At 52.1% G+C, this 13,446-nt stretch carries 11 protein-coding genes; 4 read left to right on the top strand and 7 right to left on the bottom strand.

Features of this window, described 5'->3' with window-relative positions:
• Positions 1-134: 134 nt before the first annotated feature.
• A complete protein-coding gene (locus tag IMQ48_RS10035) occupies positions 135-839 on the top strand; it encodes a FadR/GntR family transcriptional regulator (RefSeq protein ID WP_196208914.1) in 705 nt (234 codons plus the stop codon).
• Between the two features lies 1 nt (position 840).
• Positions 841-2,268, top strand: coding sequence for a multidrug transporter subunit MdtD (gene mdtD / locus IMQ48_RS10030; protein WP_196208913.1), 1,428 nt, complete (start codon positions 841-843; stop codon positions 2,266-2,268).
• Here the strand turns inward: mdtD and rbsR are convergent.
• The 7 genes from rbsR to kup form a co-directional block, all read right to left on the bottom strand.
• The gene (gene rbsR, locus IMQ48_RS10025) at positions 2,234-3,226 is read right to left on the bottom strand and encodes a ribose operon transcriptional repressor RbsR (RefSeq protein ID WP_196208912.1); all 993 of its coding nucleotides are present in this window, start codon (positions 3,224-3,226) and stop codon (positions 2,234-2,236) included. The two genes, mdtD and rbsR, sit on opposite strands and share 35 nt — an antisense overlap.
• Positions 3,227-3,229: 3 nt before the next feature.
• A complete protein-coding gene (gene rbsK, locus IMQ48_RS10020) occupies positions 3,230-4,159 on the bottom strand; it encodes a ribokinase (protein WP_196208911.1) in 930 nt (309 codons plus the stop codon).
• Between the two features lie 137 nt (positions 4,160-4,296).
• Entirely contained in the window at positions 4,297-5,187 is an 891-nt protein-coding gene (gene rbsB, locus IMQ48_RS10015; RefSeq protein ID WP_196208910.1) for a ribose ABC transporter substrate-binding protein RbsB, read from the bottom strand.
• A 24-nt stretch (positions 5,188-5,211) separates the two neighbouring features.
• Entirely contained in the window at positions 5,212-6,177 is a 966-nt protein-coding gene (rbsC, locus tag IMQ48_RS10010; protein WP_096758968.1) for a ribose ABC transporter permease, read from the bottom strand.
• Positions 6,178-6,182: 5 nt separating this feature from the next.
• Positions 6,183-7,688 (bottom strand): ribose ABC transporter ATP-binding protein RbsA, encoded by a 1,506-nt coding sequence (rbsA, locus tag IMQ48_RS10005; RefSeq protein WP_196208909.1) that lies wholly within the window; start codon positions 7,686-7,688, stop codon positions 6,183-6,185.
• A 7-nt stretch (positions 7,689-7,695) separates the two neighbouring features.
• The gene (rbsD, locus tag IMQ48_RS10000) at positions 7,696-8,115 is read right to left on the bottom strand and encodes a D-ribose pyranase (RefSeq protein WP_016155090.1); all 420 of its coding nucleotides are present in this window, start codon (positions 8,113-8,115) and stop codon (positions 7,696-7,698) included.
• 192 nt (positions 8,116-8,307) lie between these two features.
• Positions 8,308-10,176: a low affinity potassium transporter Kup gene (gene kup / locus IMQ48_RS09995; protein WP_096758970.1), complete on the bottom strand. Its 1,869-nt coding sequence runs from the start codon at positions 10,174-10,176 to the stop codon at positions 8,308-8,310.
• Positions 10,177-10,504: 328 nt separating this feature from the next.
• On the opposite strand from kup, the gene ravA reads away from it, so the two are divergent.
• Together ravA and viaA are read left to right on the top strand one after the other, a co-directional pair.
• Positions 10,505-12,001 carry an ATPase RavA gene (gene ravA, locus IMQ48_RS09990; RefSeq protein WP_196208908.1) on the top strand — a complete coding sequence of 499 codons (1,497 nt, stop codon included), beginning with the start codon at positions 10,505-10,507 and terminating at the stop codon, positions 11,999-12,001.
• Positions 11,995-13,446 carry an ATPase RavA stimulator ViaA gene (gene viaA / locus IMQ48_RS09985; protein WP_196208907.1) on the top strand — a complete coding sequence of 484 codons (1,452 nt, stop codon included), beginning with the start codon at positions 11,995-11,997 and terminating at the stop codon, positions 13,444-13,446. The genes ravA and viaA overlap by 7 nt, the downstream gene beginning before the upstream one ends.

Raw genomic sequence — 13,446 nt, 5'->3', positions numbered from 1 at the left:
TTTCCGAGTGCGTATTATTTCACCAAAACCATCATTAACGTGCCATAAAATAAGCAACTTGCCGTTTTTGCAACCGCAATCACACTTCCTGGTGGCATACTAATGAATAAGAGAAAGAGTAAGGAAGAACATTCATGCCTTTAAATGCCCAACAACTAGCCGCACAGAAAAACCTTTCCTATGTTCTGGCCGAAAAGCTAGCTCAGCGAATATTAAAAGGTGAGTACGCGCCGGGTGCTATCCTGCCTGGTGAAATAGAACTAGGGGATCAGTTCGGTGTGAGTCGTACTGCGGTAAGAGAAGCTGTAAAAACCTTAACGGCAAAAGGTATGGTATTACCGCGTCCACGTATTGGTACTCGTGTTATGCCGCAGGCAAACTGGAACTTTCTCGATCAGGAGCTGCTCACCTGGTGGATGACGGAAGATAATTTCCCTCAGGTCATCAAACATTTTCTGGTGATGCGCATTAGCCTCGAGCCGCAAGCCTGTTTACTGGCTGCGACCATAGGCACAGCAGAACAAAAAGCACATCTAAATACCTTAATGGAAGAGATGGTCGAGCTGAAAAGGAACTTTAAGCGCGAACGCTGGATTGAAGTGGATATCGCCTGGCATGAACACATCTATGAAATGAGCGCGAATCCATTCCTGATCTCCTTTGCCTCGTTATTCCATTCCGTCTATCAAACTTATTTTACCTCAATTACCTATAACGATGTGGTGAAGCTGGATTTGCATCAGGCCATTGTGGATGCCATAGAGGTTAGCGATGGCAATCGCGCCTTTACCGCCTGTCAGGCATTGCTGATAGCACCCAACGATCTCCCGGATAAATAACATGCCAGAAAAGAAATCGCGCAGTATGGCCGGATTGCCATGGATCGCCGCCATGGCCTTTTTTATGCAGGCATTAGACGCCACTATCCTTAATACTGCGTTACCCGCCATCGCACACAGCCTCAACCGCTCCCCACTCGCCATGCAGTCTGCCATTATCAGCTATACCCTGACGGTGGCGATGCTGATCCCGGTAAGTGGTTGGCTGGCAGACCGCTTCGGAACCCGACGTATCTTTATGATTGCCGTGAGCCTGTTCACCCTGGGTTCACTTGCCTGCGCGCTCTCCAGCTCATTAACCGAACTGGTTATTTTCCGCGTGGTACAGGGTATTGGTGGCGCAATGATGATGCCGGTTGCCCGCCTGGCGCTACTACGCGCCTATCCACGCAGTGAGCTACTCCCGGTCCTTAACTTCGTAACAATGCCGGGACTGGTGGGGCCAATTCTAGGCCCGGTTCTGGGCGGAGTACTGGTTACGTGGGCTAGCTGGCATTGGATATTTCTGATTAATATTCCAATTGGCATCGCTGGCATCTTCTATGCCCGTAAATATATGCCTAACTTCACAACACCGCGCCGCCGATTTGATATGACCGGTTTCTTTCTCTTTGGCCTGAGTCTGGTGCTGTTTTCCAGCGGTGTTGAGTTGTTCGGCGAAAAGCTCGTCGCCAGTTGGGTCGCTCTCAGCATTATTCTTAGCAGCATTTTGCTGCTACTCGCCTACATCCGCCACGCGCGCCGCCATCCCACACCGTTAATTTCTCTGCCGATCTTTAAGACCCGCACCTTCTCGGTCGGTATCGCGGGAAACCTTGCCACACGACTGGGGACAGGCTGTGTACCTTTCTTAATGCCGCTGATGTTGCAGGTAGGCTTTGGCTACCCGGCGCTAATAGCCGGTTGTATGATGGCGCCGACTGCGCTGGGATCCATTCTGGCAAAATCGATGGTGACCCAGGTCCTGCGTCGTCTTGGTTACCGCACCACGCTGGTCGGCGTGACAATATTTATCGGCCTGATGATTGCGCAGTTCTCTTTGCAATCTCCCACTATGCCAATCTGGATGCTGATCCTGCCGCTGTTCATTTTAGGTATGGGGATGTCCACCCAGTTTACCTCGATGAATACCATTACCCTTGCGGATCTAACCGATGATAATGCCAGCAGCGGCAACAGCGTATTAGCTGTCACGCAGCAGCTGTCGATCAGCTTAGGGGTTGCGATTAGCGCCGCCGTACTGCGTGTCTATGAAGGCATGGAAGGAATCAATACGGTGGAACAGTTCCACTATACCTTTATTACTATGGGCGCTATTACGGTGATATCGGCGCTGATGTTCATGCTGCTAAAAGCTAAAGATGGCCGCAACCTGATCAAAGAGCGGCATAAACCTAAACCGACCCCCGCACCATCAGAACAGGAGTAAGCTGCAGACGCTGTTGCTGCAAGGCGGGCTGCGCCATACGGTGGATCAACACGTCAATGGCCAGCTCACCCAGTTCATCTTTCGGTTGATGAATAGTGGTGAGCGGCGGCGTCATATAGCGTGCCAGTTCGATATCATCATAACCCACGACTGCCATATCCTGCGGGACACGCAATCCTGACTGATACAGAGCCTGATACGCCCCCACAGCCATTGCATCATTACCCGTAAAAACGGCCTGCGGTCGTTGTTTATGCAACAGCAGCGTTTGCATGGCTTCAAACCCGCCGCCAAACTCGAAATCACCGGTTATCTCATAACCTTGCGGAATCGTTAATCCAGCCCGTTTCATAGCTGCGCGATATCCCTCCAGACGTAAACGCGCCGGCGTTTTATCCAGTGGACCGGTAATACAAGCTATGCGAGTAAAACCCTTATCAATGAGATGCTGAGTTGCCAGATCGCCACCCAGCAGGGAATTGTCCTGAATCAGGTCACTTTCCCCTTCAAAGGGTGACCAGTCCATCATCACGGTGGGAATAGAAGGGTAACGCTGCATGATCTCCATGGAAGGCTGATGGGTTTCGGTGCAGAGCAGCAGTAAGCCGTCCACCCGCTTTTGCATCAGCGTCTCCAGATTACGATTCATGCGCTGTTCATCACCTTCGGTGTTACACAGCACCAGACTGTAGCCGCGCTCAAAACAGCTGCGCTCAACGCCGCGCACCAGTTCTGAATAGAAGGGGTTGGTACTGGCAGTGATTAACATGCCAATGGTGCGAGTCTGATTCAACTTGAGGCTACGCGCCAGCGCGGAAGGCGCGTAGTTAAGCTCTTTAATCGCAGCGTCAACTTTGCCGGTGATAGCCTCGCTGACAAAGCGATCTTTATTAATGACGTGAGAAACCGTCGACGTGGAAACACCCGCCAGGCGGGCAACGTCCTTCATTGTAGCCAAGCGTTACCTCTGCTGACCTAAAAACGCCTCAATTTCTTCGCGCCACGGAACGGAAGGTTGTGCACCTTTACGCGTTACCGCTATCGCCGCGGCCGCATGCGCAAAGCGAATCGCCTCAGGCAACGGTGTCTCTTCCAGTAACGCGGTAATTAACGCACCGTTAAAGGTATCACCGGCAGCGATGGTATCAACGGCGTCCACTTTAAAACCAGGAACACGATGACCTTCACCGTTTACGCTAGCCCACACGCCACGACTTCCTAAGGTAATCAGTACGGTGTGAATTCCCTTTGCGTGCAGCGCCTGCGCTGCTTTGGCGGCATCTTCATCGTTTTCTACCCGGATCCCGGTCAGCTTCTCAGCTTCCGTTTCATTCGGGGTAATGATATCCACCAGCGACAGCAGTTCGTCAGGGAGTTCACGAGCCGGAGCCGGGTTAAGCGCGACCGTCGTATTATGTCGACGCGCAATTTTTGCCGCAGTCAGTACGCTTTCAATGGGCGACTCTAACTGCATCAGTAAGGCCGAGGCCTGCGCAATACGGTCATGCTGTGCTTCCACTAATGCAGGAGAAAGCGCGGCATTCGCCCCGGCATGAATAGCGATAACGTTCTCGCCTTCCGCGTTAACAAAAATCAGCGCCACGCCGGTCGCTTCGCCAGAAATCACGCTAACAGGCGCAATATCGATATTATCGCTGGCTAATTGTTTACGTACACGCTCACCAATATCGTCATCCCCCGTACAGGCAATGAAGGCGATATTCGCACCACTACGACCCGCAGCAACCGCCTGGTTCGCGCCTTTTCCGCCAAATGCGACCTGATAATGGCTACCGGTTACGGTTTCGCCAGGTGTCGGAAAAGAATTAAGGTTAAGGATGTGATCGGCATTAATGCTGCCAAGAACAACGAGGTTGCCTGCGGTTTTCATGTTCGGAATTCCAAGTCAAAGTGCGCCACCGGGTTAGGGTGGCGCGTGCCCTGCTTTTCTTTTTACGCTTTCATCTTCAACGCTCTGAGGATGGCGTATTTATGTCGCCATCAGGTCGCGAACGGCCTGAATCGCTATTACTGCTTGATGACCAGCTTCAGGTCAACCGGATATTTAGCCTGAACCTTCTCGCCTTTCAGTACCTTATCCGCAGTCTCAACGCCTTTTGCGCCAATCTGATCCGGTAACTGAGCGATGGTCGCAGCCAGTTTGCCATCATTTACCGCTTTTTCGCCATCAGGCGTGCCGTCAAATCCAACCACCATCACATCAGATTTACCCGCCGTTTGCAGAGCACGCAGCGCGCCCAGCGCCATTTCATCGTTCTGAGCAAAAACGGCCTGCACATCAGGATGCGCGGTCAGCAGGTTCTGCATGACGTTCAGACCTTTGGTACGGTCAAAGTCTGCCGGCTGGCTGGCCAGTACGTTAAACTTGTGTGCAGCAACGGCTTGCTGGAAACCTTCACCACGCTCACGCGCCGCCGATGTACCGGCAATGCCCTGCAGTTCGATAACTTTCGCACCTTCGCCTGCTTTCTTCGCGATGTAGTCGCCAGCAATCTTTCCGCCCAGCACGTTATCAGACGCAATATGGCTGACAACTTCACCTTTACTTGCCTGACGGTCCAGGGTGATCACCGGAATTTTCGCCTGGTTAGCCATTTTCACGGCATTACCCACGGCATCGGAGTCGGTTGGGTTAATCAGCAGAATTTTGGTTCCACGAACGGTTAAATCCTGAACGTTCGCCAGTTCTTTCGCCGGGTTGTTCTGCGAGTCCAGAATCACCAGGTTGTAACCCAGTTTATCGGCTTCTTTTTGCGCACCATCTTTCAGAGAAACAAAGAACGGGTTGTTAAGGGTAGAGACCACCAGCGCAATGGTATCTTTTGCCATCGCATTCGCACTCACGGTGGCGCTCAGCGCAACAGCAGAAACCAGGGTAGCCAGTTTTTTCATGTTCATATTTAAGATGTCCTGTAGTCGTTGTTACTGCTTTTTGTTGTCTACCAGTACCGCCAGCAAAATCACCACCGCTTTAACGATCATCTGGTAATAGGAGGAAACACCTAACAAATTCAAACCATTATTGAGGAAACCGAGAATCAGTGCGCCGATCAGCGTACCAACAATACGTCCTTTACCGCCCGCAAGGCTGGTGCCGCCTAATACCACCGCCGCGATAGCATCCAGCTCATAGCCAGTTCCCGCCGTTGGTTGCGCTGAGGAGAGACGCGCCACTTCGATGATGCCTGCCAGCGATGCCAGCAGCCCACAGAGTGAATAAACGATAATTTTGATCTTATTGACGCTGATACCGGACAGACGCGTTGCCGCTTCGTTACCGCCCAGTGCATAAATATAGCGGCCCAGACGGGTATGGTGCAGCATGTACCACGCGGCCAGGAAGACAATCCCCATAATCCATACTGGTGTAGGGACGCCTAATGGACGGCCAATACCAAACCAGCCAAACAGATCGGCATTGTCGGTAAAGCCTGTGTTTACCGGACTGCCGTTGGTGTACACCATGGTGACGCCGCGCAGCAACAGCATCATCACCAACGTGGCGATAAACGCCTGCACGCGGCCTTTTGCCACAATAACGCCAGTCACGGCACCAACAGCCGCACCTAACGCCAGCGCAGCGGCAACAGCCACCAGCGCGTTGACTTCAAGACCCACAATCGAAGCAGCAACGGCACCGGTAAGCGCCAGCAGCGAACCCACGGACAGATCGATACCTGACGTCAGAATAACCAGCGTCATACCAACGGCCATGATGGCATTGACCGACGTTTGCTGGAGAATGTTGAACAGGTTATTAACGGTAAAAAAGTTGGGGCTCATGGTGGAAACAATCGCGATCAGCACTAACAGAGCGATGAGCGACTTTTGCTCCAGAAGCCATGCTTTGGTGAAATAACGGCGACCAGAAACAGCCTGGGTAGTCATCTTTTTTACTCCTGATTCACGCGATTAAGCTTGCCCACAGCGGCAGCCATTAATACTTCCTGAGTGGCCTGCTCGCGAGTGAATTCACCGCCGAGATGCCCTTCATGCATGACGATAATGCGATCGCTCATGCCCAATACTTCTGGCATCTCCGAAGAGACCAGAATAATGCTCAGCCCATCAGCCTTAAACTGGTTGATTAGCTGGTAAATCTCTTTCTTAGCCCCAACGTCCACGCCGCGCGTGGGTTCATCGAGGATCAGCACTTTAGGACGGGTCATCAAACCACGCGCAATCGCCACTTTTTGCTGATTGCCACCGGAGAGCAGGCCGATTGCCTGTTCCATCGAGGGCGTTTTCACATTGAACAGACGGATAAAATCACCCACCGCCTGCTGCTCATCTTTGTGTTTCAGACTGCCGCCCGCACGGCTGAAATAACGCAGTGCGGTCAACGACATGTTCTCTTTCACCGACATGCCCAGCACTAAGCCGTCGCGTTTGCGGTCTTCAGAAATATAGACGATACCGTTGGCCAGCCCATCCTGTTCAGAACGCGTAACTACTTCATGCCCGTCAAGCGTGACGTAACCACTGGAGCGCGGCAGCGCGCCGTACAGCACTTTCATCAATTCAGTACGTCCGGCCCCCATCAGGCCCGACACGCCAAGGATCTCACCTTTACGCAGCGTGAATGACACATCATGCACTCCAGGGCCGCACAGGTTATCGACCTTCAGGCGCACATCGCCAGGTGCTTTATCCAACCGCGGGTACTGATCTTCCAGCTTACGTCCCACCATCATTTCAATGAGCGAGTCTTCGGTCAGTGAGGCTACTTCACGTTCGGCAATAAACTGCCCATCGCGGAACACCGTCACGTCATCACAAATCTCAAAAATCTCTTTCATTCGGTGAGAAATATAGACAATGCCGCGCCCCTGCGATTTCAGTTCACGGATCACGCGGAACAGAGATTCAGTTTCGGTATCCGTCAACGCATCCGTCGGCTCATCCATAATGATGACCCGGGATTCAAAACTTAGCACTTTGGCGATTTCGACCATCTGCTGATCGCCAATCGATAACTCACCAACCAGCTTGTCGCTTTTAAAACGCAGATTGAGTTTTGCCAGCAACTGGTCTGCTTCGGCATACATCGTCTTCCAGTCAATTTTGCCAAACCGATTCACAAACTCACGACCGAGGAAAATGTTCTCGGCGATGGTGAGTTGCGGGATCAGGTTCAGTTCCTGGTGAATGATACCGATCCCAGCTTCCTGAGAGGATTTAGGACCGTTAAAGGTGGTTTCTTTCCCCAGCCACAATAACGAACCTGCATCACGGGTGTAGATACCGGTCAGGACTTTCATCATGGTGGATTTGCCCGCGCCGTTTTCGCCCACCAGCGCCATAACGCGGCCGGAGTAAACATTCAACGCGGCGCCGGATAGCGCTTTAACGCCCGGGAACGCTTTATCGATCCCTTTGAGTTGCAGTAGTGCGTTCATGATGGCCTCAGAACGTGACGCCAGCACAAAGAATGATATTCGCATACGGAGAACATTCTCCGCTGCGAATTACCGCCTGACTGTCTGCGGTTTGTTTTTTGAATTGTTCATGCGTGGTGTAACGAATTTCTATGGTATTTCCCTGGTGTTGTTGCAGTTGCTCAATGTGGCTGAGCAACGTTTCGTGGAGTTGCGGATTATGTTGTTTGATTTCCGTCGCGAGAATGGCTGCCTCGACCTGCATTTCACGCGTGACCACGTCCAGTACCTGCATAAAAGAAGGTACGCCCTGGGTTAATGCCATATCGATACGCGTTGTGCTGTTCGGGATGGGTAAACCCGCATCACACACCACCAGCGTATCGGTATGCCCCAGACGGGAGATCACCGATGAAATTTCAGAGTTGAGTACCGTGCCTTTCTTCATTTTATTTCCCCACTAGCGAAACGTTTCGCTGGAGATAATTTTAGTCTGAAGGATGCACAGAAAACCACCACGTCGTTACGAAAATGTGATCATCATCGAAACGTTTCGCAAGCCATATCATCAGAAAAAAGGAAAAAGGTGAGGGGGAAAACAAAACGCCCCCATTCCTGAGGAAAGAGGGCGTTGGTAACGTTAAATCTCGACCTGCGTCCCGAGTTCAATCACCCGGTTCGGTGGGATCTCAAACTGGTCCGGCGCACGTAGCGCATTACGCTGCAACAGCAGATACAATTTGCCGCGCAGGCGTAAGTACCACGGCCGTTTGCCGACAATCAGCGACTCGTGCGACATAAAGAACGAGGTTTCCATCATCCGACAGCTTAGGCCTTCCAGACCGCAGCGATGGAACACTTCCTCTACGTTTGGCGTTTCACGCCAGCCGTAGCTGGCCACCACGCGCCAGAAGGTCGGCGACAGCTGCTCAATTTGCACCCTACGCACATTATGAACATACGGCGCATCTTCTGTACGCAGCGTCAGCAGGATCACGCGTTCATGCAGAACCTTGTTATGTTTGAGGTTATGCAGAAGCGCAAACGGGATGACGTTCATGGCACGAGACATATACACCGCAGTGCCAGGCACGCGTACCGGCGGCGATTTCTCCAGAGAAGCAATCATCGCCTCCAGAGAATTACCGTGCTCGTGCATCCGACGCAGCAGACGGAAGCGTTCGCTTTTCCAGGTAGTCATGATGGTGAACATCACCAGACCCAGCGTCAACGGCAGCCAACCACCAGAAATCAGTTTATCGAGGTTCGCGGAGAACAGCGGGATATCAATGCACAGGAAGGCAACCAGAATCAGGAACACAAAGTATTTATTCCAGTGCCAGTTTTTGCGCGCCACGGTCGTCGACAGAATAGACGTCAGCACCATCGTCCCCGTCACCGCAATACCGTACGCGGCGGCCAGGTTACTGGAGTGCTCAAAGCTGACAATCACAATCACTACCGCGATATACAGCATCCAGTTGACGAACGGAATATAGATTTGCCCTGACTCCATCTCTGAAGTATGGATGATACGCATAGGTGACAGATACCCCAAACGTACCGCCTGCCGTGTGAGTGAGAATACCCCGGAGATCACCGCCTGCGAGGCGATAACCGTAGCCAGCGCGGCAAGGATCAGTAGGGGAATCAATGCCCAGTCAGGTGCCAGCAGGAAGAACGGGTTTTTGATCGCTTCAGGATGTTTTAACAGCAACGCCCCCTGGCCAAAATAGTTCAGCACCAGCGAAGGTAACACTACAGAGAACCACGCCAGGCGAATGGGGAACTTACCAAAGTGGCCCATATCCGCGTACAGCGCTTCAACGCCGGTGATTGACAGCACCACCGCCCCCAGCGCAATAAATGACAGCGTTTTGTATTCGAGGAAGAAATGCACCGCCCACATTGGGTTTAACGCCTGCAGCACTTCCGGGTTAGCAATAATGCTACGCACACCCAATACCGCCAGCACCAGGAACCAAACCAGCATAATGGGTGCGAAAAGCTTACCCACGGTACCGGTACCGTGCTTTTGAATCATAAACAACAGCGTCAGAACAATAATTGAGAGTGGGACTATCCAGGTATCCAGTTGCGGCGCCACGATCTCCAGACCTTCAATCGCTGACATCACCGAAATGGCCGGAGTAATCACCACCTCACCATAGAAGAAGCTGCCGCCTATCAACCCCATAATGACCAGCATTGAGGTCGTTCGCGCCGACGTATTACGCCCGGCCAGTGACATTAACGTCAGGATCCCGCCTTCTCCGGCGTTATCGGCACGCATGACAAACGTCAGGTACTTGATAGAAACAACAAAGATCAGCAGCCAGAATATCAGCGAGAGGAAACCAAACACGGCATCACGTTCAACGCCAAAACCAAACTGGCCAGACAAACATTCACGGAGTGTATAAAGTGGGCTGGTACCAATATCACCATAGACAACCCCAATCGCCGCGAGGGTAATCGCAGACAATGATTGCTTATTATCAGTGCTCATAGACTCGTCTTTCGTTTATACACGTCATCTTTCAGGCCACTTCCATTGACTTCACTCGTTATTCCCCCCATCCCAGGAGATAACTCATTAACCGTCTTCGTGCAGCTTGATTGATTTGGTGTATATATAAGAAATGTGTGCGTAGTCCCTTGGCCCACAAAAAGGCGCACAGTATGCACGATTAATCGCAAAATCGTACCCCTAAATGAGACCAGATTAATCTGGCTCAAAGAAAAATAAGCGCACCTTCAGTCTATTACTGCACTGGTGTGAAGCATCTATACTCGCAATTTACGCAGTACATTTGGCGAAAGGACGCCACTTCATTATGGCTCACCCACATTTATTAGCGGAAAGAATTTCCCGTCTGAGCAATGCGCTGGAAAAGGGACTTTATGAACGTAGCCACGCCATTCGTCTGTGCCTGCTGGCAGCGCTTAGCGGTGAGAGTGTGTTCTTACTCGGCCCGCCCGGGATCGCAAAAAGCTTAATTGCACGTCGGCTGAAGTTTGCGTTTAAAAACGCGCGTGCTTTTGAATATCTGATGACGCGCTTCTCTACGCCAGAAGAGGTTTTCGGCCCTTTGTCCATTCAGGCTCTGAAAGATGAAGGACGTTATGAGCGCTTAACGGCGGGTTATCTTCCCGAAGCTGAAATCGTTTTTCTGGATGAAATCTGGAAGGCAGGCCCAGCCATCCTCAACACCCTGTTGACCGCCATAAACGAACGCCACTTCCGCAACGGCGCATTTGAGGAAAAAATCCCGATGCGTCTGCTGGTCGCAGCCTCCAATGAACTACCTGAAGCAGACAGCAGCCTGGAAGCACTGTACGACCGTATGCTAATTCGCCTGTGGCTGGACAAGGTGCAGGACAAGGCCAACTTCCGCTCCATGTTGTTAAGCCAGCAGGATGAAAGCGACAACCCGGTCCCCGAAACATTGCAGGTGACCGATGAAGAATATTACCAGTGGCAAAAAGATATTGGCGCCATTACGCTTCCCGATCGCGTCTTTGAGTTGGTCTATACGCTGCGCCAGCAGTTAGATGCACTACCAAACGCCCCCTATGTCTCTGACCGTCGCTGGAAAAAAGCAATCCGCCTGTTGCAGGCCAGCGCCTTTTTCAGTGGACGCGATGCAGTTGCGCCTATCGATCTTATCCTGCTAAAAGATTGCCTGTGGTACGACGCACAAAGCCTGAATCTGATGCAGCAGCAGCTTGAGATATTGATGACCGGACACGCCTGGCAGCAACAGGCAATGCTGACGCGCCTCGGTGCGATTGTGCAGCGTCGCCTCCAGTTGCAGCAGCAACAGAGCGATAAAACAGCCTTTACCGTCATTCGTCAGGGGGGAATATTCAGCCGTCGTCCTCATTATGATCTACCAGCAGACGTAAATGCGTCGGTAGTGACGTTGCTGCTACAAAAGCCTTTGAAACTGCACGATATGGACGTTATCCATATTGCATTTGAGCGTAGCGCGCTGGAACAGTGGCTGACCAAAAGCGGTGAGATCCGTGGCAAATTAAACGGGATCGGCTTTGCCCAGACGCTAAATATGGAAGTCGACAGCGATCAGCACCTGGTTGTACGTGACGTCAGTTTACAGGGCTCGCGCCTGGCGCTGCCGGGTTCATCGAAAGAGAACATGCCCAGCGAGATAAAAGAGCAGCTTGAAGCGCTTGATACCGAGTGGCACCAACAGCACCGCGGGTTCAGCGAGCAGCAAAAATGTCTGTTTATCCATAGCGACTGGTTAGGTCGGATTGAGGCCAGCCTGCAGGATGTCGGTGAACAGATCCGCCAGGCACAACAATGCTGACGCTTGATACGCTGAATATCATGCTGGCGGTAAGCGAAGAGGGGATGATCGAAGAGATGATCCTCGCGCTGCTGGCCTCTCCACAGTTGGCGGTTTTTTTTGAAAAATTCCCCCGGTTAAAAAAAGCGATAGCCAACGATCTTCCCCGCTGGCGCGAGGCATTACGCAACCGTCTGAAAGATACTCGCGTACCGCCAGAACTGACGGAGGAAGTAATGTGTTATCAGCAAAGCCAACTCCTTTCTACCCCGCAGTTTATCGTCCAGTTACCGCAAATATTAACATTACTGCACCGGTTACATTCCCCCTATGCCGGGCAAGCCCAACAGTTAGTTGATGGAAACAATACATTTACCCCCGCGCTGCATACGCTGTTTTTACAACGCTGGCGTTTAAGCCTGGTTATTCAAACCACCACGCTGAATCAACAATTACTGGAAGAAGAGCGCGAACAGTTGCTCAGTGAAGTTCAGGAACGTATGACGCTAAGCGGACAGCTGGATCCGGTACTGGCGGAAAACGACACCGCCGCAGGCCGTTTGTGGGACATGAGTGCAGGTCAAATCAAACGTGGCGATTACCAGTTAATCGTGAAGTACGGTGATTTCCTGACGCAGCAACCCGAACTCCAGCGGCTGGCCGATCAACTGGGGCGCTCCCGGGAAGCTAAATCGGTCCCGCGGAAAGATGCGCCAATGGAAACCTTTCGCACGCTGGTGCGCGAACCCGCCACCGTCCCGGAACAGGTTGATGGCATCCAGCAAAGCGACGATATTTTGCGTTTACTTCCTCCGGAGCTGGCTACCCTTGGCATCACCGAACTGGAATATGAGTTCTATCGGCGGCTGGTGGAAAAACAACTGCTGACATACCGCCTGCACGGCGAAGCCTGGCGCGAGAAAGTTACCGAACGTCCGGTCGTACATCAGGATTTTGACGAGCAACCTCGCGGGCCATTTATTGTTTGCGTAGATACATCGGGTTCAATGGGCGGATTTAACGAGCAGTGTGCAAAAGCCTTTTGTCTGGCTCTGATGCGCGTGGCCCTCGCCGATAACCGCCGCTGCTTCATCATGCTATTTTCAACTGAAGTGGTACGCTACGAACTATCTGGCCCGCAGGGTATTGAGCAGGCGATCCGTTTCTTAAGTCAGCGTTTTCGCGGCGGTACGGACATAGCCAGCTGTTTTCGCGCCATTATTGAAAGGATGCAGGGAAGGGAATGGTTTGATGCCGACGCGGTCGTAATTTCGGATTTTATTGCTCAGCGGTTGCCCGATGAGGTGGTGAGTAAAGTCGGAGAGTTGCAGCGGGCACATCAGCACCGTTTTCATGCGGTTGCTATGTCAGCTCATGGCAAACCCGGCATTATGCGCATTTTCGACCATATCTGGCGCTTTGATACCGGGATGCGAAGCCGCCTGCTTAGACGCTGGCGGCGTTAA

Source organism: Citrobacter sp. Res13-Sevr-PEB04-36 (assembly GCF_015672735.1).
Classification (GTDB): Bacteria; Pseudomonadota; Gammaproteobacteria; order Enterobacterales; family Enterobacteriaceae; genus Citrobacter.
This window is presented reverse-complemented; position numbering and strand designations above follow the sequence as displayed.

Excerpts from the sequence above, each read along its gene's own strand:
- rbsB (WP_196208910.1), bottom strand. The coding sequence starts at position 5,187 with ATGAACATGAAAAAACTGGCTACCCTGGTTTCTGCTGTTGCGCTGAGC.
- viaA (WP_196208907.1), top strand. The coding sequence starts at position 11,995 with ATGCTGACGCTTGATACGCTGAATATCATGCTGGCGGTAAGCGAAGAG.
- rbsK (WP_196208911.1), bottom strand. The coding sequence starts at position 4,159 with ATGAAAACCGCAGGCAACCTCGTTGTTCTTGGCAGCATTAATGCCGAT.
- mdtD (WP_196208913.1), top strand. The coding sequence starts at position 841 with ATGCCAGAAAAGAAATCGCGCAGTATGGCCGGATTGCCATGGATCGCC.
- rbsA (WP_196208909.1), bottom strand. The coding sequence starts at position 7,688 with ATGAACGCACTACTGCAACTCAAAGGGATCGATAAAGCGTTCCCGGGC.
- rbsD (WP_016155090.1), bottom strand. The coding sequence starts at position 8,115 with ATGAAGAAAGGCACGGTACTCAACTCTGAAATTTCATCGGTGATCTCC.
- rbsC (WP_096758968.1), bottom strand. The coding sequence starts at position 6,177 with ATGACTACCCAGGCTGTTTCTGGTCGCCGTTATTTCACCAAAGCATGG.
- kup (WP_096758970.1), bottom strand. The coding sequence starts at position 10,176 with ATGAGCACTGATAATAAGCAATCATTGTCTGCGATTACCCTCGCGGCG.
- IMQ48_RS10035 (WP_196208914.1), top strand. The coding sequence starts at position 135 with ATGCCTTTAAATGCCCAACAACTAGCCGCACAGAAAAACCTTTCCTAT.
- ravA (WP_196208908.1), top strand. The coding sequence starts at position 10,505 with ATGGCTCACCCACATTTATTAGCGGAAAGAATTTCCCGTCTGAGCAAT.